General features: G+C 50.4%; 17 protein-coding genes and 2 tRNA genes. 18 read left to right on the top strand and 1 reads right to left on the bottom strand.

All coding sequences use genetic code 11. The features are described 5' to 3' along the window. The first annotated feature begins 52 nt into the window (after nucleotides 1-52). The 17 genes from VF575_03125 (at nucleotide 53) to VF575_03045 (ending at nucleotide 15,188) form a co-directional block, all read left to right on the top strand. Nucleotides 53-2,794, top strand: a complete 2,742-nt coding sequence (locus VF575_03125; protein ID HEX8182569.1) for a PIG-L family deacetylase — start codon at nucleotides 53-55, stop codon at nucleotides 2,792-2,794. A gap of 422 nt (nucleotides 2,795-3,216) precedes the next feature. Continuing rightward, nucleotides 3,217-3,290 (top strand) — tRNA-Cys (locus tag VF575_03120). 62 nt (nucleotides 3,291-3,352) lie between these two features. Further along, nucleotides 3,353-3,760: an NUDIX hydrolase gene (locus VF575_03115; protein ID HEX8182568.1), complete on the top strand. Its 408-nt coding sequence runs from the start codon at nucleotides 3,353-3,355 to the stop codon at nucleotides 3,758-3,760. Nucleotides 3,761-3,828: 68 nt separating this feature from the next. Then, nucleotides 3,829-3,914, top strand: a tRNA-Leu gene (locus tag VF575_03110). A 25-nt stretch (nucleotides 3,915-3,939) separates the two neighbouring features. Beyond that, nucleotides 3,940-4,359, top strand: coding sequence for an HIT domain-containing protein (locus VF575_03105; GenBank protein ID HEX8182567.1), 420 nt, complete (start codon nucleotides 3,940-3,942; stop codon nucleotides 4,357-4,359). 135 nt (nucleotides 4,360-4,494) lie between these two features. Continuing rightward, entirely contained in the window at nucleotides 4,495-5,940 is a 1,446-nt protein-coding gene (gene metG, locus VF575_03100; protein ID HEX8182566.1) for a methionine--tRNA ligase, read from the top strand. 118 nt (nucleotides 5,941-6,058) lie between these two features. Beyond that, complete coding sequence (locus VF575_03095; protein HEX8182565.1) at nucleotides 6,059-6,892, top strand: TatD family hydrolase; 834 nt, start codon at nucleotides 6,059-6,061, stop codon at nucleotides 6,890-6,892. A gap of 19 nt (nucleotides 6,893-6,911) precedes the next feature. Beyond that, nucleotides 6,912-7,433, top strand: coding sequence for a hypothetical protein (locus tag VF575_03090; protein HEX8182564.1), 522 nt, complete (start codon nucleotides 6,912-6,914; stop codon nucleotides 7,431-7,433). Continuing rightward, on the top strand, nucleotides 7,423-7,791 hold the full coding sequence (locus VF575_03085; protein HEX8182563.1) for a hypothetical protein: 369 nt from the start codon (nucleotides 7,423-7,425) through the stop codon (nucleotides 7,789-7,791). Before VF575_03090 ends, VF575_03085 begins: the two co-directional genes overlap by 11 nt. Before the next feature lie 38 nt (nucleotides 7,792-7,829). Continuing rightward, a complete protein-coding gene (locus VF575_03080) occupies nucleotides 7,830-8,969 on the top strand; it encodes a cysteine desulfurase family protein (GenBank protein HEX8182562.1) in 1,140 nt (379 codons plus the stop codon). 62 nt (nucleotides 8,970-9,031) lie between these two features. Beyond that, a complete protein-coding gene (locus VF575_03075) occupies nucleotides 9,032-9,868 on the top strand; it encodes a hypothetical protein (protein ID HEX8182561.1) in 837 nt (278 codons plus the stop codon). A 121-nt stretch (nucleotides 9,869-9,989) separates the two neighbouring features. Further along, entirely contained in the window at nucleotides 9,990-10,619 is a 630-nt protein-coding gene (locus VF575_03070) for a hypothetical protein (GenBank protein ID HEX8182560.1), read from the top strand. Further along, entirely contained in the window at nucleotides 10,612-11,262 is a 651-nt protein-coding gene (locus VF575_03065; GenBank protein HEX8182559.1) for a hypothetical protein, read from the top strand. Before VF575_03070 ends, VF575_03065 begins: the two co-directional genes overlap by 8 nt. Continuing rightward, nucleotides 11,259-12,686 (top strand): sodium-transporting two-sector ATPase, encoded by a 1,428-nt coding sequence (locus VF575_03060; GenBank protein ID HEX8182558.1) that lies wholly within the window; start codon nucleotides 11,259-11,261, stop codon nucleotides 12,684-12,686. The genes VF575_03065 and VF575_03060 overlap by 4 nt, the downstream gene beginning before the upstream one ends. Next, nucleotides 12,683-13,531 (top strand): F0F1 ATP synthase subunit gamma, encoded by an 849-nt coding sequence (locus VF575_03055; GenBank protein ID HEX8182557.1) that lies wholly within the window; start codon nucleotides 12,683-12,685, stop codon nucleotides 13,529-13,531. Before VF575_03060 ends, VF575_03055 begins: the two co-directional genes overlap by 4 nt. Next, the gene (locus tag VF575_03050; protein HEX8182556.1) at nucleotides 13,528-14,844 is read left to right on the top strand and encodes a F0F1 ATP synthase subunit beta; all 1,317 of its coding nucleotides are present in this window, start codon (nucleotides 13,528-13,530) and stop codon (nucleotides 14,842-14,844) included. Before VF575_03055 ends, VF575_03050 begins: the two co-directional genes overlap by 4 nt. A gap of 14 nt (nucleotides 14,845-14,858) precedes the next feature. Beyond that, complete coding sequence (locus VF575_03045) at nucleotides 14,859-15,188, top strand: hypothetical protein (protein HEX8182555.1); 330 nt, start codon at nucleotides 14,859-14,861, stop codon at nucleotides 15,186-15,188. 2 nt (nucleotides 15,189-15,190) lie between these two features. Here the strand turns inward: VF575_03045 and VF575_03040 are convergent, their stop codons facing one another. Continuing rightward, nucleotides 15,191-16,174 carry a hypothetical protein gene (locus tag VF575_03040; protein ID HEX8182554.1) on the bottom strand — a complete coding sequence of 328 codons (984 nt, stop codon included), beginning with the start codon at nucleotides 16,172-16,174 and terminating at the stop codon, nucleotides 15,191-15,193. A gap of 116 nt (nucleotides 16,175-16,290) precedes the next feature. On the opposite strand from VF575_03040, the gene VF575_03035 reads away from it, so the two are divergent. Beyond that, complete coding sequence (locus tag VF575_03035) at nucleotides 16,291-17,028, top strand: hypothetical protein (protein ID HEX8182553.1); 738 nt, start codon at nucleotides 16,291-16,293, stop codon at nucleotides 17,026-17,028.

Genomic DNA, 17,028 nt, shown 5'->3' with positions numbered 1-17,028 from the left:
CGAAAATAGTTAGGTATAATCGAACGTATCAAAGCTATAAACCACGGCAAAAATGACAAAGCATAAGAAAGCAGCAGCACGTAAAAAATCCAGCCGAAAATCTGCTACTCCCAGACGGACTGCAACTGCTGTCCGCCAACCGCCGCAAAAAGTATCCGCGGAGGGTTCAAGCCTCGTACCGCCGTATATGCGGACGACCAGCTTTGCCAAAGCCTTTGCCTGGATCAGCCTTGGTATATTGATTGCCACGACGCTGTTTTGGACTGTTTTGACGGCCCGGCTACACGAACTGAACGCCGACCAGCTTATCGATGCCTATTTGTTCGAGAGCCTACAAACATTTCAACAAGCTGTATTCCCAGGCGCCCACAGCTTCCTCATTAAATGGCCATTATTTCTGGCGATAAGCCTTCTCGGCAGCTCGCTGGCAGTGTTTATGCTTGCAACGATTGTTATGGTGTTTATTACTGTTGGAACATTGGTCTATATTTTGTACCGGATAGAAAAGCGTCCGATCGTATTTGGTCTGTTCTGTTTGATACTGGCGTCCATGTTGCTGCTGGTGCCAGCACAGCCGATACCGGGTACATTATTACCGGTGAACATGGCGATGACGACGACCCGTAACCTTGAATACGTCGTTTATATTGCCGCGCTGTATCTGGCGCTACGGTCGCGTAAGTTGATGAGTTATAGCTTTATGAGCGCTATGGTGCTTATGATTTTACTCATTGCTAGCGACAAGCTTTTTGCAGTGCTAGGTATTGGTGGTGGTATTGCTGCCTGTGCTTGGTATGGTATTTGCACGCGCCGCCGCGACGGGCTGCTACCAGAACTGCGCTGGCTGGCTGCTGCAGCCGTCGGATTAATCGCCGCAACCGGACTGCTCTTGGCCATAGACAAGGCATCGGTTACCAATATCGGCGACGGCGAGCGGGCTTCGCCGTACCCGCTCGTACAGTCAGCTAGTCAGCTGGCCACCGGTATGATCTATAGTATTGATGCGATTGCCGCAAATTTCGGTGCCAGTGCCATACACGGAACCAATATCGTCCGGGACATACCGGCTGCACTGCTACAGAGTCTGACGCAGTTTTCAACGCTGCCTTACACTGTCAATTTATTGTTGCTGCTCGGGGGCCTGTATGCATGTTTACGGCTGATTTTCTTTAAGCAAACCCGCGTCCAAGAAGGAAACGAACACGGTGATATTTGGACGCGGCTGGCAATTGTACTACTCGGCTCGACGCTGACCGCCGCCGCTGTTTTCGTCCTGACTGATCATTACTATCCCGTCGATGCGCGCTATATGACGATTGGTTTGTTTGCAGTTTTCATCGCCGCCGCCGCCTACATTCGGCATCGTACAGTGCCTGAATCATATGTTGTTGTCGTAACAACGCTTTTGATACTTGCAATACCTATCGGACTATACACATCCTGGCAGGAGTACCGGACGGACGTCGCGGCATTATCGGGTAAAAACATAGTCGCTAACCGCGTCAGTGAAGAGTTGGAGCGGCGTAATATTGACCGTCTAGTTGGTGATTATTGGGACGTAACACCGATCAAGGCCAAAACCAACCGGCCGCTCACCATTATGCCAGTTGATACCTGTATACTACCGCGCCAGGTACTGAGCAGTGGCGCGTGGTTCCAAAAACCTGACCGTACCTCCGCGGCCTATCTTGCCGTAAAAGACGCTGATTCTGCTAGCGCCGGCACCGCCAAACAAACGCCCACCTACAATGGTTGCAGTCTGGCCCGCGTGGTTGGCGAATACGGTGTCCCGAGCGAGCGTGTATCCGTTGGCAGCACTAAGAGTAATGCCATGCAGACTACACCCGATGTTCTGCTGTTGTTGTATCCAGACGGTATTCGTTCCCCCTTATTTACCCCCTCCAGACAATCCGCTGCACCTACTAATTCTTCAAAACCGGCAGCTGCCAAGCCGCCTGAGATAGTATCGTTCGTGCCGTTTACTGAAATCGATCCCTGTCGCCGTGGCACGACGCTACAAGTGATTGCCCATCAGGACGATGATCTGTTGTTTATGAATCCGGATGTCTCAGCTAGTATTCGGGAGGGAGAATGTATACGGACGGTCTACGTGACGGCTGGCGACGCTGGCGAGCAAGTCAATTATTGGGGTGGTCGTGAGCTTGGTGCCAAGGCAGCTTATGCCGAAATGTACGGTATGCCAAACATCTGGCGTGATGAGCAGCAAATGTTAGCTGGCCGCAAAGTGTCCGTCAGTTACTTAGAGAATATACCGCAGGTGTCGCTGGTATTCCTACGGTTGCCGGACGGCAATTTGAGCGGGCAGGGATTCGCCGGCCGTTCGCATGAAAGCCTGCAGGCGCTGGTTAGCGGAGCGATGCCGCTCTTGCATACAGTGGACGGCACGAATACCTATACCAAGGAGCAGCTGGTGACCGCACTGCGCCAGATTATGATCGAAGATCTTCCGAACCAAATTCGTACGCAGGGCTCACATGATAAAGCAGACGGTGATCATGCCGATCATCATGATGTCGGTACGTTAACGACTGAGGCAGCCGCAAGCTATTTGCAACCGCACGAATTATTACAGTACCTCGGATACTCTAATAAGCTTCTGCCCGCAAATCTGTCTGATGATGACGTGACTGTAAAACAGTCAACATTTCTGTCATATGCCAAATTTGACGGTGCGGTCTGCCAAACTGCTTTTGAATGCCAAAACACCTACACCTACGGTAATTATTTGCTACGACAATATCCGCAGTCTGTAAGCGGTAACGCCGGTAAGTAAAATATATAAGATGGTTTAGGCGCGAGGAGAACCACCGCGCCCATTTCCATTATGGCGGGACCCATTATTGTGTGGATGTCTACTTTTGCGCTCGGTCAGCGTGTTTTCTATTTTTGATATTATTTCTTCGATCGTCATATGTGTTTCCTTCTGTAATATTTACTACTTTCTGTGTTGGCTGTTTTAATGTTGCTTTTGCGGTTTATGTCGAATTTATTTTGGTTTGCTGTTTTGCTCACCTGCAAAAACTTTAAAACATTCAGCACATGCTTACAGTTATATATTTCACATATCCTAGCTAACTTACTATCTTATTTCCTGGCTTATTCCTGGTTCGTACCGGCCCCTTCGGTGCTTTTCGGTGCAAGAACATGTATAATCTGGGGAGTAATACGGCAACAATTAGAGATTACACACTATCAGGCGCCTTGGCGGAGTGGTTACGCAGCGGTCTGCAAAACCGCGTACACCGGTTCGAACCCGGTAGGTGCCTCCATATTTGCTATATCTTTATTTGTTTAAACACGAAAGGCGATCGTAGGGGATTGGCACTACAATATGTCTAAAATTCAACAAGCTGGTTGTGTGATTCTCGATGACTACAGCAGGATTCTGCTGTTGCACAAAGCTGCCTCGGAAAAGACGTGGTGGGAGCTGCCGGGCGGTGAGGTGGACGAAGATGAGCCGGCCGAACAGGCAGCTGTCCAAGCTATTGCTGATGAGCTCGGTATTGCAGTGCGTCTCACCAAAGCGCTCGGTTCTGGAGAATTCGAAGATGACGAAAATGACTATCATTACACCTGGTTTCAGGCAGTCGTTATAGATGCCGACCCAGTCCTGCATGAAACTGCGATGTATGACGACTTAGCATATTTTGATACCGAGGATCTCTTAAGTTTAGCGCTTGCACCGGGTGTCCAGGCATTGTTTGACAAAATTATGTCCGGCGAAGTAGTTTTAGACTGATGAATCGTAGTATAATCGGGCTATTGCCAGTATCAGCGTCGCTGAAGTGTCACAATGTCGATATATTCGGGCGAGTGGTGGAATGGTTTACACAACAGACTTAAAATCTGTCCCCGGTAACGGGTTGTGGGTTCGAATCCCACCTCGCCCACCAAGCAACGATAAGATAGGTGTTTTACATGGCTGATCCGATAAATTGTCCGTTTTGTCATCCGCAGGAACGTGTCCTCGAGGGTAATGAATTGGCTCAGGTTATCCTGAGTGACCCACACAAAGTACCTGGCCATCTGCTGGTCATGCCGCGTCGCCACGTCGAACAGCCATGGGATCTCACCAAAGATGAAATTACTAGTATTTTTGATTTGATTTTCGATATAGAGCAAAAACTGATTGGCAAACTTGGCGACGGCTTCGATATCCGGCAGAGCTACCGCCCGTTCCGACCGCAAAATGAGATAAAACTGGATCACCTGGTGTTCCATGTACTGCCGCGCTCCAACGACGATTACATCTTTAAAGTCGCCGAACAGTACGAGTCAGATTTGTATGCCGAACTCGACGACATGGAGCGTGATGCCGTGACTGATCTTCTTAAGTAGGATGCTATACTGATCCTATGAATATAATGCAGTATGCGACGATGCGATATATGCCCATGCGGGCAGTCTATTTACGCATTTCCTTATACTACAGTCAGTAACAAAGACACCGGAAACGGTACACGAGGAGTCTCAATGAAATACTACGTGACAACATCTATTCCATATGTAAACGGCGAACCGCACCTTGGGCACGCTATGGAATTTGTCATGGCGGACGTACTTGCCCGAGCTGCCCGTATCCATGGCAATGATGTCATATTCAGTACTGGTACCGACGAACATGGCGGCAAGATTGCCGAAAAAGCCGAAGAAATGCATCTCAAGCCACAAGAAATGGCCGATCAGATGAGTCAAAAATTCCGCGATCTGGCGGCTTCGCTTGACATCAGCGCCGACCGCTTTATCCGAACGACAGACAAGGGGCATGAACAGCGGGCGCAGGTGATATGGAAAGCGCTATCAAAAGACATATACAAGAACAAATACATCGGCTGGTATTGTACCGGCGACGAGGAATTCTTTACTGAAACGGTCGTCAATGAAAACAAAGGAGTGTGCCCGGACCACAACCGTCCCTACGAAAAGATTGAAGAAGAGAACTATTTCTTTGCGCTTAGCAAATATAACGAGCCAATCAAAAAAGCTATTGAATCCGGCCAGTTCCAGATTATTCCTAAAACAAAGCGTAATGAGATACTGTCGGTTATTAACGAAGGTTTAGAAGATATTAGTATTTCGCGCCCAAACGATAAAATTTCATGGGGTATTCCGGTTCCAGGCGACAAAGACCAGGTTATGTACGTTTGGTTTGAGGCGCTCATGAACTACATCACCGTCCTCGGCTATCCAGAATACGAAGACTTTAAACATTACTGGCCAGCCAATATTCAGGTCATCGGCAAGGGAATACTGCGTTTTCATGCCGCAATATGGCCCGGCATGCTGCTAGCGCTTGATTTGTCATTGCCAAAAACGCTGTATGTCCATGGCTATGTCACTGTTGACGACAAAAAAATGAGTAAATCACTCGGTAATTCTGTATCCCCGCATGACGTCATAGCCAAATACGGCGCCGACGCCTTCCGGTACTATTTCCTGCGCCACGTGCCATCATACGAAGACGGCGATTTCAGTTGGGAGAAACTTGAAGCGGCCTACAATAATGAACTAGCCAACGAACTCGGTAATGCAGTCCAGCGTACCGCTGCCATGATCATCAAATATCAAGACGGCCTGATCGGTGACATACCGGAACCGCAGCATGATACTGCGGAATACCGCAAAGCGCTGGAGGTCTGCCACTTCGACAGAGCACTCGATGAAGTCTGGGAACAAGTTCGCGGCATCAATCAGTATATCGATGCCGAAAAGCCGTGGACAATAGCAAAAATCGGGGATATGGATCACCTGCGTGAAGTGCTGGCCTATCAAGCCAGTTCGCTGATGCAGATTGCTGAACTGCTCGACCCATTCATGCCGACGACGGCCAGCCGCATCAAAGCGGTGTTCGAACAGGGCATTGTCCATCCGATCGACGGCACGCTGTTTCCGAAGCACGATCGCCCGCAAGAAGATTAGCCGTTACCGCCCGCAAGATTGGAGGGCCATTCGGTCAGTCGCAATATTATAGAGGCGAGAACACTCAGTGACATACATGCCCCGTCAAAGTGTTAAGAATTCACGAGAGGAGTAGTATATGGAGTTTATTGATACGCACTGTCATATTCAAGGTTCGACCATTAAAAGTGGCGATGGCGGTGAAGCGATAACACGTAATATGTGGCAAAAAGCTGGCTTTCCGACTGGCGACGAGCTGATCGTACGGGCGACTGATGCGGGCGTCCGGCGAATGATCTGTGTCGGCTGCACTATTGCGGATAGCGAGCTGGCCGTCGAATTTGTGCAAAGCCGTGACAACTGCGTCGCCAGCATCGGCATACATCCGCATGAAGCCAAAGACTACAGCAGTCATGACGATAAAACGAAGTCCCAATTGCAGCGATTTGCTGCAATGGCCGCGCATGACAAAGTTGTTGCAGTCGGTGAATGCGGGCTTGATTATTTCTATGAGCATTCAGCGCCGGCCGAACAAGCCCGAGTATTGCATTACCAGATACGACTCGCATTAGAACATGACTTACCGATGATATTTCACGTCCGCGAGGCGTTTGATGATTTTTGGCCAATTTTTGATCAGTATGATGGCATACGAGGCGTCCTGCATAGCTTTACGGATTCGCCGGAGAATCTGGCTATGGCGCTTGAACGAGGCTTGTACATCGGCGTAAATGGGATCGCAACTTTCACCAAAAGTGACCAGCAGCGTGAAATGTACAAAAGCATCCCGTTGTCAAGACTTTTACTGGAAACCGACGCGCCGTACTTGACACCATCTCCGTACCGTGGTAATATTTGTGAGCCATATCACACAAGTGTAACGGCAAAATTTTTAGCAGAACTTAGAAATGAAGCCCTCGGCGAGCTAGCTGAAGCAACATCGAGTAATGCAAAACAATTGTTTCGGATATAACTCATTTCGAATATAGATTATGAAAACAAGCAACGACATACGACACAAGTCTTTTGACCAGCACCCCCGCAAAAGCAATGCGGAAGGCCGCCTTCCGCTCGAAAAGCGGGCTACTATTCTCAAAGCTATTGTCAACGAGACGTTTGCAGCTGTCCGAACTATCGATCCGCAGCTGGTAAACGAGATAGAGGCTAGCTCCAAGCTATCTAACGAAATGTCAGCTGGTGCGGCATCAGCTGACCAAATATCGGGTGAGCAGGACGTGTATGCAGCGCGGTTGGCTCGTCCGGCTTTATCAGTTGTTCCAAAGCCAACTCAACTGAACGCTCCGACAACCACGGCGTCTATATCATCATCAGATACGAACAGTAATGTTTTCAGTCTTGATGAAGCGCGCAGCCGTGTGGCTGAAATCTATCCTACTGATGATAATTATCTGTTCAGTGACTCTGATGGCTCTGGGGCTGGTATGAACGATGGCTACATAGAGACTTTGTCAGACGACAATCATACTGAAGAAGAGAACCGTCATGCTGCTTAACAACTACTTCCGCCAAAAACGAGAAGAGCGCCAAGCCGAAATCTACAGCGCGCTGATCCATCACGAAGCCAAAATCGGCGGCGAATTGTTCGGGCCGATTCCGGAAGGCCACCGCCGTGAATTCTTTTGTCTCGATGAGCACACTTGGGTGTGGCACGAGGAATGGAAGGATGAAAACGGCCAATGGCAAGCCGTGACTACCCGCTACGATGTCCGCCCAAACGGTATACTCAAGTCGCAAGGCGGCGCTTCGTATCAGCGCCTTAGCCGGCAAGAGCTGGCCAATCTGTACCGCGCCGTCAAATTATACAATGATAAAATCGGCACCGAACAACAGCTGATGTTGCAAGCCGTCTAGTCGTAGCGCCGTCGCCGGGCTTATACTGTATACACGCTATGGATATGATTTATCTTGACCACGCGGCTGCCACGCCGTTAGACCCACGAGTGCTGGCAGCAATGCAGCCGTATTTTAGTGAACGATTTTATAACCCATCTGCCATGTATAGCGCTGCCCAGGGTGTGTATAGGGACATCGAGGCGGCGCGGAGTGTCGTGGCGCTGTGCCTCGGTGTGCGTCCGGCAGAAGTCGTCTTTACGGCTGGCGGCACAGAGGCAAACAATCTGGCGATCAGCGGTGTAATGCGCCGCTACCCGCAGGCCCGCATGCTGCTGAGCGCAATTGAGCATGATTCTGTCCTCGAAACAGCCAAACAGTATGAGCACAGTATTTTGCCGGTATCAGAGCAGGGGATCGTACAGGCTGAAGCCGTACAGGCCCGCATTGACGACCAAACGGTGCTTGTAACAATTATGTATGCCAATAATGAAGTCGGTACAATCCAGCCAATCCGGGAGATTAGCGGCATCATCAACCAAGTTCGTAACGACCGTAGAGCACGCGGTGTCGACCTGCCGTTATATTTTCACACCGATGCGGCGCAGGCGACCAATTACCTCGATATGCAGGTTTCTCGATTGGGCGTAGACCTCATGACACTCAATGGCGGTAAAATGTATGGACCAAAACAGTCGGGTGCGCTCTATATACGGGCAGGTGTTACGCTCTTGCCGCTGATAACAGGCGGGGGTCAGGAACACAAAATTCGTAGTGGAACCGAAAATGTACCGGGCATCATTGGATGTGCGGCCGCTCTCCAGATTGCGCAGGGCATGCGAAATGAGGAGACGAAACGACTTGCTGAGCTGCAGCGATATTTTTATCATCAGCTTAAGGAATATCTGCCGACTGCTATCATCAACGGATCGTTGAAACGCCGATTACCTAATAATCTGCATATAACGATTCCCGGCAAAGACAATGAGCGGCTGCTGTATCAGCTTGATGATGCAGGCATCATGGCAGCAGCTGGATCGGCCTGTAGTGCCAGCAATGAGGCTGCTTCGCATGTTTTGCTGGCAATGGGGCTGTCCGAAGCTGACGCACGTTCCAGCTTGCGGCTGACTATGGGCCGCGCTACCGACAAGGCGGCACTTGAGCGCACGCTTCAAGCACTTAGTGATTTTGCCCGCTAGTCTTGTGTATAGTTGTTATGCTTCTTGCGACATAACTCAAAACGTTTATACTTAATCCTACAATGCTTCGTTTTACATCTTTTGCTGCTACCGCGGGCTTGCTGGCCCTGCTTGTGCTTAGTCCTGGCACGGTTGCTGCCCAGGCCGTCACCCGGGCCTACCTGACAGATTCGCAGCTACAACGGGGTATGATTGTCAAATTAACCTCCAAAGATAAAAATAAAGTTGAAGCCCTGGCTGATACTGAAGCTGCCAAGATGGAAGGTGTGATTGTAGCCGCCAATGACTCTCCGGTGACATTGTCGAGCACTGATGCGACATTACAGCAAGTCTATGTAGCAACAACCGGACGCTATAATCTACTCGTCAGTAATCAGAATGGTGTCATTAAGGCCGGGGATTATTTGACGATATCATCCCTGAAGGGCGTAGCCATGAAAGCTGATACTAATCAGCCGATAGTCGCTGGCAAAGCACTGGTCGGCTTTGACGGCAAATCGAGTATTAGCGGCACTACGTCACTGAAGGATTCGGCTGGGGCAGCAAAATCGGTCTCCTTTGGCCTTATTCCAGTTGATATCAATATCTCCCATAACCCTCTCGAGAAGCCAAAGGAAAGCCGCGTACCGGGAGTGGCATTTTTGCAATCCGGGGCCAAGGCGCTGGTCAACAAAACGGTTGATCCTTCGCGCCTCTATCTGAGTCTACTGATATTAGTTGCCGTAACCGCCATTGCTGGAAGTATTTTATACGGCGGTGTTCGCAGCAGCATGGTATCAATCGGCCGAAACCCGCTTGCCAAAAAATCTATTCTCCGAGGCTTATTCCAGGTAGTGCTAGTGAGCATAATAATTTTCATAATCGGCTTACTTGGGGTATATTTAATATTAAAGCTTTAGCACTTACGAATATAGCTGGCGATCGTTTGGATGTTCAAAAAATATGCAACAGACGATTGATTGCCGTATCCGCCAGTGTGGCTCATAAAGACCGGTAAGACAGTATGGTGGGAATAAATACATGACAACCTGGATGATTGTAGCGGCACTGGCAGTACTCGGTAGTTTGGCCGCGGTATTAATCTATGTAACAATCGAGAATAATATCGTGCACAAAAAGCCCAAGGTAAAGGCGGCGGGCGGCATCCGGGCAATCGATGAAGCGGCAGACAAGCATGTCGAGCAAATCTTTAATGACGATTTCCGTGAAGAGCTTCGTAACCGTGGCCGGCTGCATTTCGAGAAAATCATTGGTGAGAACGCGATGTTCCTGCAACAGGATTTGCGTCTGACGACTAGCCAACTGAATGAATATATGAAATCGGAAATCACCCGCAAGCTCAAGGAAGAATTTACAAAGTACGAAGAATCAATCATGGACGCCAAACAATTGGCCGTCGATTCAATAGAGAAGACCAATACTGTGATCGAGGAGCAGCGCCAGACGCTTGGCAAAGAGCTACAGCAGCAAGTGGCCGCCGAGAAAGAGCAGCTCATGAGCCGCTTTGAGTCAGATATGGCCCGGGTCGTCAATCATTACGTGCTGGCGGCTATCGGGAACCAGATCGATATGAGCGATCAGCTGGGCTACATCATGAGCGAGCTGGAAGCCAACAAAAAAGAAATTATGAAAGACATAGCGAATGGCTAAAATACTGCCGCTGACAACCATGATTGTCTCGCCGAGCGACCTCAAGCGAGCCCGCCGCGAGCTGGAAGCGCTGGATGATTTTATGCATCAGGCCAGCTTGCGCCAAGGCGGCAAAGCCCTCAAGATGCCGCAAACCAGCCGGCTGATTGATGAGCTGGCCAGTGAAACGAATGTCAATATGTTGCAAAGCGCCGACCGGGCAAAATTATTAAAATATTTGACTGATCTGATTACCAGCGCACCGGTATTGCACTTTAGCTTTGCCAGCGAACCGTCGGCTTCATTTATGAATAAACTGATCATCTGGCTGCGTAGCAACATCCATCCGCAGGTGCTGGTGCATCTAGGCCTGCAACCATCGATTGCAGCCGGCTGTATCGTGCGGACTTCCAATAAGCAATTCGATTTTTCGCTGACCCAGGCATTTGAGCGCCAACGCGAGCTGCTCGTCAGTAGTTTGCGCGAGTATTCGCAGCCGAGCACTCAGTTGCAGCCAGCCGGAGTAGTGCCAGCCCCTCAGGCAGTAGCGCCTGCCGCCACGTCGACTGAAGTCATGATCGACGAAAATGGTACCGTCCGGTCGGCACCCGCAGCTAAGCCCGTGGCACCAACTAAGCAAACCGCCGGAAAGAGTCAGGCATGAGCGATAATAAACATTTTGATGCCCTCGTCAGCAAAGGCAATCCCGTTGGCGAAGTCATCGGCGTGGACCGCTTCCTGGTCCGCGTCAAAGGCTTGCAGCCAGTCAACATCCATGCGCTCATTATGTTCGAAGATGGTAGTAAGGGATTTGTTTACCAGATTCTTGACGACCATGTGATCATTTTGCACCTTGGTACCATTACCGTGACTGTCGGCGTTATGGCTGTGGTACAGCACAATGAACTGGTATCGAAAGTTGGCAAAGGCTTCATCGGCCGGGTGATATCAGTCAACGGCGATCCGCTTGACGGCAAAGGCCCGATATCAGCCGAGAGTGTCTGGCCGATATTTAATGCGGCACCGATGCTCTACGAGCGTGAACTGCTCGACAAGCAGCTAGAGACAGGTGTGACCGTCATCGATGAAATGTTCCCGATTGTTCGGGGGCAGCGTATGGCGTTGATCGGCGACAGCAAGTCCGGCAAGAGTGCACTGGCAACCCAAGTCGCTATCAGCCAGCGTGATACCGATGTCGTTGTTATCTATGTCTGTATCGCCAAGCGCCGTAGTGATGTCGACATGCTGCTCACCCGGCTGGAAAACACTAATGCGATGAGCACGGCTATTGTCGTCGTCTCGACAATGTTTGAATCGCTGGTTTCGAGCTACCTCGCACCGTACATGGCCTGCGCGATGGCGGAGTATTTGTGGCAAAAACTAGACCAGGATACCGTCATTATCTATGACGACCTAACCAGCCACGCTCAAATCTACCGCGAAATTTCATTGCTGGCTCAGACCAGCCCAGGCCGCGAATCATACCCGGGTGATATGTTCTATGCTCACTCAAGTCTGCTGGAGCGCGCCGGCAAGCTGAACCGGAATCATAAGTCACTGACGTCGATCCCGATTGTCTTGGCTAACGGCGGTGACATTACCGCCTACATGCCGACCAACATCATGTCTATCACTGACGGACAGTGGATCCTCGATATGAATATTTTCCGTGATACCATGCGCCCGGCAGTCAACACTGGTCTGTCAGTCACCCGTGTCGGTGGTGTCGGCCAAAGCAAGCGGCAGCATGATCTGCTGGCCCAAACGGTCAAAGCGCTGAATGCTTACAAACAGGCTGAACAATACGCCCACTTCGGCTCCGAGCTGGCCCTGACGGCTCAAAAGGATTTGGAGCGCGGCAAGCACATCTATGAGCTGCTCAATCAAACTCCTGAAGATACTTACAGCATTGTGGCGCAAACGCTGATGCTCGACATTGTGATGAACTTCAAAGATGACCAGGTAATTGATGTCAAACAAATGAAGCTCCATGTCCGCGAATATGCCGCCAAGGTCAAATCTGACAAGGATTTTGATAAAGTCTGTGCCGAACTACTCAAGAAATCGTTGGTGGAGCTCAAGAAATGAGGCGGCCGCAGGATATCGCCCTTGAGGAAGCTGACATGACAACCATCGTCGGTCTGACCAGTGCTTTCGAGAGCCTGGCCAGTATGCGCATTTCGCAGACTAAAACCCAGGTATTGCAGTCGCAAGGCTTTTTCAACGAGCTGTGGCATATCTACTCGCAGCTGCGCGTCGACAGCTTGTTTCGGTTTGGCCGGTCTGAAGACGACAAGATCGGTGACAAAAGCTTGTTTATAGCCGTGACGGCAGAAGGTGGCTTCAGCGGCGATATCGACCAAAAGCTGATTTCCACGCTTCTCAAAGATTACGATCCGACCAAACATGACCTGATAATTATCGGCCACCACGGTGCGACGCAGCTGGCACAGGCCAAGGTTGAGTATATGAAATTTTATAAATTACCCGAAAAAGACGACCATATCAATGTCCAACCGCTGATTCAGCAAGTCAAAAAATACCAGTCGACTAGAGTTTACTATCAGACATATGTGTCTCTGACCACGCAGGATGTCAAGCGTATCGAGCTTAACAGCGCCGTACAGCTGGCGGGAAACATGGCTGGCAAGCCCGAGGAAGAGATCAGCGAACGGACCTACATATTCGAGCCAAGCCCCTTCGAAGTTGTGGCACACTTGGAGCGGTCGATGCTCGAGATTACGCTGAGTCAGGTCATTTTGGATTCGAAGCTCGCGCAGTATGCCAGCCGATTTCGGGCTATGACCGTCGCCCATGACCGGGCCGGCGAGACACTGGCCGATCTGCACACGCTGTACAATCGCACTAAGCGCAACATAGCTGACGAACGTCTCAAGGAAATTCTTAACGGACGCAAAAGGGTAGAAGCATGAACAAGGGAGTTATTAGATCAATCAAAGGCCTGGTTGTTAGCGTTGAATTCGATGATGATTACCCGGATATAGCTGAAGTATTGCTAGCCGCTGACGGCGATGACTCACCGCTCATGGTCGATCATGTCACGGAGAGAGGCAAGGTTATCTGCCTAAACGTTCGTGGCGCGACGACTTTGCAAAAAGGCATGGCAGCCGTCCGTACCGGCAAAAGTATCCAGATTCCTGTGGGTACCGAGCTGATCGGCCGGGTGGTCGATGCCAATGGCCGACCGGTTGACGGCCGGCCACCAATCGTCGCTGCCAAAGGCAAGATACTGGAATACCGCAGTATATTTACGATTCCGGAGCGCAGCACCTCGTTTGCTGTCACCAAGCCGGAGATACTGGAAACAGGCATCAAGGTCATCGACTTCTTTACGCCGTTCGTCAAAGGCCGCAAGATCGGCATTATCGGTGGTGCCGGTGTCGGTAAGACAGTGCTTACCATGGAGCTGATCAACAATGTGTCGCGCTCCGGCGCTGGTATGGCGTTCTTTGCTGGTATCGGTGAGCGTATTCGTGAAGGCCATGAACTGTTCCAGACGCTGGGCGAAAATGACCTGCTTAAGAACACCTGTATGTTCTTCGGACAGATGGACCAGAACCCGGTGCAGCGCGCCCTGATCGCACTGTCAGCCGTAACGCTGGCAGAATACTTCCGCGATGAACACAAGAAAGACATTTTGTTCTTCGCTGACAACATGTACCGTTATATCCAGGCCCGCAACGAGCTATCCACGATTTTGGATCAGATTCCGGCAGAAGGCGGCTACGAGCCGACACTGTTCTCTGACGTCAAGCTGTTGCAGGACCGGCTGAGTTCCAATCAGCATGGCTCAATTACTGCCGTCCAGACTATCTACGTGCCGGCCGACGACCTGTCCGATCCGGCGGTGCAGATGATTCAGCATGAGCTCGACGGAACGCTGGTACTCAGTCGTAAAGTCGCCGAACAGGGCATTCGGCCATCTGTCGACTTGCTGAAGACAACCTCAAGCTTACTGTCGCCGGATATCGTCGGTGAACGACACTATGTCCTCAGCGTGCAGGTTCAGGCACTGTTGCAAAAATACGAATCATTGAAGGGTATTATCGCCATCATCGGTGAAAACGAACTGAGCCCCGAAGACCGCAAAGATTTTGCCAAAGCCCGTAAGCTAGTTGATTATTTCGGACAGAAAATGTTCGTTATGGAAAAACTTAATGGTATTCCGGGAGAATTTGTCACCCGCGAAGAAATGCTGACAAAAATTGAAGAGATAATTATTTAAGCGGGTTAGATCGTATGGCAGATGATACCAAAACTCCTGCAACCGCCGCGGCAGGCGCAGACAGCGTAAAAACGGAAAAGAAAGAACAGCATGAAGTGCCAATTATGCATGTGCGCGTGTCGTCGCCGTTCAAAACGTTCTTTGATGATGATGCAGCCAGCCTGTCTGGCGTTAATGCCAGCGGACCATTTGATATATTACCGCACCACCATAACTTCATTTCGCTGCTGAGTGAAGCAGAGCTTGTTATAAAGACGCTCTCCGGGGAAGACGTCCGAGTGCGTATTTCGGGCGGTATCATGCACGTCAAAGCTGATCAGGTTATTATTTTTCTAAACGTGTAGTATTATCCGACGACGATATAGTCATATCCGAAACTACTGTTGGCCGGAGGTGTAGAAGCGGCGCAAACGCTAAATCCAGAGGTCGTTCGAGTTACGTAGTAGTCGAGTGCTGCTCCGGCTGGACTTGTCGGCGTGATTACAACATGCGGTGTGGAATTATAGCGATTACTGAAGTTTACGGTTAGGAAGCAACCGCCGGCCGGGCCACCGCCAGTGTTGATATTGATGCTGCCAGCGGTGTCAGTCCCACTGACGGATGTCGTGCCACCACCACCGAGAGCGCCACCGTTACTGCGTCCCGGTGTTGGACCGCCAGCAATAAAGTGGTTACTGATCGTCAGGTCACCAATGAGCTGCAATTGATTCGTCGCAATTTGCGGCGCTGTTACCGGTCCGCCAAAGGTGCCACCGCCAGTAACAGACATACCCTTTTTGACATTGAGTTGTCCTAGCACCGAGGTGTCCCCGCCAACATTAAGTGTTTTATTGATCTGAAGTTGGTCAAATGATCCCTGGCCGCTAACGGCTATATCCGGTATAGACAAGCCACCATTGACCCGAAGCGCACCGGCGACATCCAAGCTGTCTCGGATCAGGACCTTGCCGGTAAAGACAGCGTTTGATTGGACGTTCAATACTTGTTTTGGATCACCGACAGTAGCATCAGATTTGGCGAGCTGCTTAAGCACGTCACTAGGTATGGCCTGGCTGGATATTTTGGCGGTGTCATCGTCTGTCTTTTGTGAGGTAGCTGTAATAATGACGATTGCACCGCTGATGATAATGACCAGCACGAACAATAATAAATATATATTAAACTTGTGCCCGAACTTCTTCAGACCATTTGGTTGTTTCGGAATGACAGGGGCTTGTTGCTGTCCAGGAGCCGGCTGAACACCACCTTCGGACGGCGTCTCAAGCGAATCGGTTTCGATAACCGCAGGTGCGTCTTGCTGTGTGTTTGTGTCTTTTTCGTCGGTAGCCATAGTCGATACAGTTGTTTCTGGGCAGCGCCCCTATGCTATAACTATACTAAATAAGTATTTAAACGTAAACGGAATTGTCAAAACGGCCGTAATGCTGCACACTATGTATAGTACTTATGATAAAGCCAAAACAAATACTAGCTGCATTCCTGCTCAGTACGCTGACTGCTCTGTCGTATACCCCGACAGTCATGGCGTCACAGGCTAAATCCTCGAATTATGGCGTCAGCGAGGTACAATTCGGCAGCGGTGGCGTCCTACGGGCCTGCTCCACCAGTTACTGTGCCAAGCAATCTGCCGGCGAATTGACAGTCGGGAATACCAGCAGTACGAACTATCAAGCCCAGGGCGGGTTTAATACGCAGCGTGAACCTTTCCTGGAGGTTAGCGTATCCGGTGCGGTCGTTAACCTTGGGGATCTGACGCCCGAGACAACCGGTAAGGGAAGTACGACGTTTGCCGTTAAGTCGTACCTCGCTTCCGGCTACAACGTATATATCGACGGTACAACGCCGCGCAGTGTCGGCGGTCATGCACTGACGCCAATGAGTACTGCGGCTGCTTCGCAGGTTGGTATAGAGCAATTCGGCATTAATCTACGGCTCAATACGTCGCCGGCTGTTGGTGCCGACGTGGCCCAGATTCCGAGTGGTACGTTTAGTTTCGGTGCTCCATCCGCCGGGTACTCAGCAGTTAATAATTTCAAATACGTGCCAGGAGACCTTATCGCCGCGTCAAACAAGAGCAGCGGTCAAACTGATTACACGATGTCAATGATAGCCAATATCGGCACGACAACTGAAGCAGGCGCGTACGGCGGCAGGTTGATTATCAATGTTGTGCCTACCTTCTAA

This window comes from Candidatus Saccharimonadales bacterium (genome assembly GCA_036388415.1).
Classification (GTDB): domain Bacteria; phylum Patescibacteriota; class Saccharimonadia; order Saccharimonadales; family UBA4665; genus UBA4665.
Note: the sequence above shows the minus strand (reverse complement) of the source record. Positions and strands in the feature narration are given on the sequence as shown.

Bases quoted from the DNA above. Each gene is read 5' to 3' on its own strand.
- VF575_03125 (HEX8182569.1), top strand. From the start codon at position 53: ATGACAAAGCATAAGAAAGCAGCAGCACGTAAAAAATCCAGCCGAAAA.
- VF575_03115 (HEX8182568.1), top strand. From the start codon at position 3,353: ATGTCTAAAATTCAACAAGCTGGTTGTGTGATTCTCGATGACTACAGC.
- VF575_03105 (HEX8182567.1), top strand. From the start codon at position 3,940: ATGGCTGATCCGATAAATTGTCCGTTTTGTCATCCGCAGGAACGTGTC.
- metG (HEX8182566.1), top strand. From the start codon at position 4,495: ATGAAATACTACGTGACAACATCTATTCCATATGTAAACGGCGAACCG.
- VF575_03095 (HEX8182565.1), top strand. From the start codon at position 6,059: ATGGAGTTTATTGATACGCACTGTCATATTCAAGGTTCGACCATTAAA.
- VF575_03090 (HEX8182564.1), top strand. From the start codon at position 6,912: ATGAAAACAAGCAACGACATACGACACAAGTCTTTTGACCAGCACCCC.
- VF575_03085 (HEX8182563.1), top strand. From the start codon at position 7,423: ATGCTGCTTAACAACTACTTCCGCCAAAAACGAGAAGAGCGCCAAGCC.
- VF575_03080 (HEX8182562.1), top strand. From the start codon at position 7,830: ATGGATATGATTTATCTTGACCACGCGGCTGCCACGCCGTTAGACCCA.
- VF575_03075 (HEX8182561.1), top strand. From the start codon at position 9,032: ATGCTTCGTTTTACATCTTTTGCTGCTACCGCGGGCTTGCTGGCCCTG.
- VF575_03070 (HEX8182560.1), top strand. From the start codon at position 9,990: ATGACAACCTGGATGATTGTAGCGGCACTGGCAGTACTCGGTAGTTTG.
- VF575_03065 (HEX8182559.1), top strand. From the start codon at position 10,612: ATGGCTAAAATACTGCCGCTGACAACCATGATTGTCTCGCCGAGCGAC.
- VF575_03060 (HEX8182558.1), top strand. From the start codon at position 11,259: ATGAGCGATAATAAACATTTTGATGCCCTCGTCAGCAAAGGCAATCCC.
- VF575_03055 (HEX8182557.1), top strand. From the start codon at position 12,683: ATGAGGCGGCCGCAGGATATCGCCCTTGAGGAAGCTGACATGACAACC.
- VF575_03050 (HEX8182556.1), top strand. From the start codon at position 13,528: ATGAACAAGGGAGTTATTAGATCAATCAAAGGCCTGGTTGTTAGCGTT.
- VF575_03045 (HEX8182555.1), top strand. From the start codon at position 14,859: ATGGCAGATGATACCAAAACTCCTGCAACCGCCGCGGCAGGCGCAGAC.
- VF575_03040 (HEX8182554.1), bottom strand. From the start codon at position 16,174: ATGGCTACCGACGAAAAAGACACAAACACACAGCAAGACGCACCTGCG.
- VF575_03035 (HEX8182553.1), top strand. From the start codon at position 16,291: ATGATAAAGCCAAAACAAATACTAGCTGCATTCCTGCTCAGTACGCTG.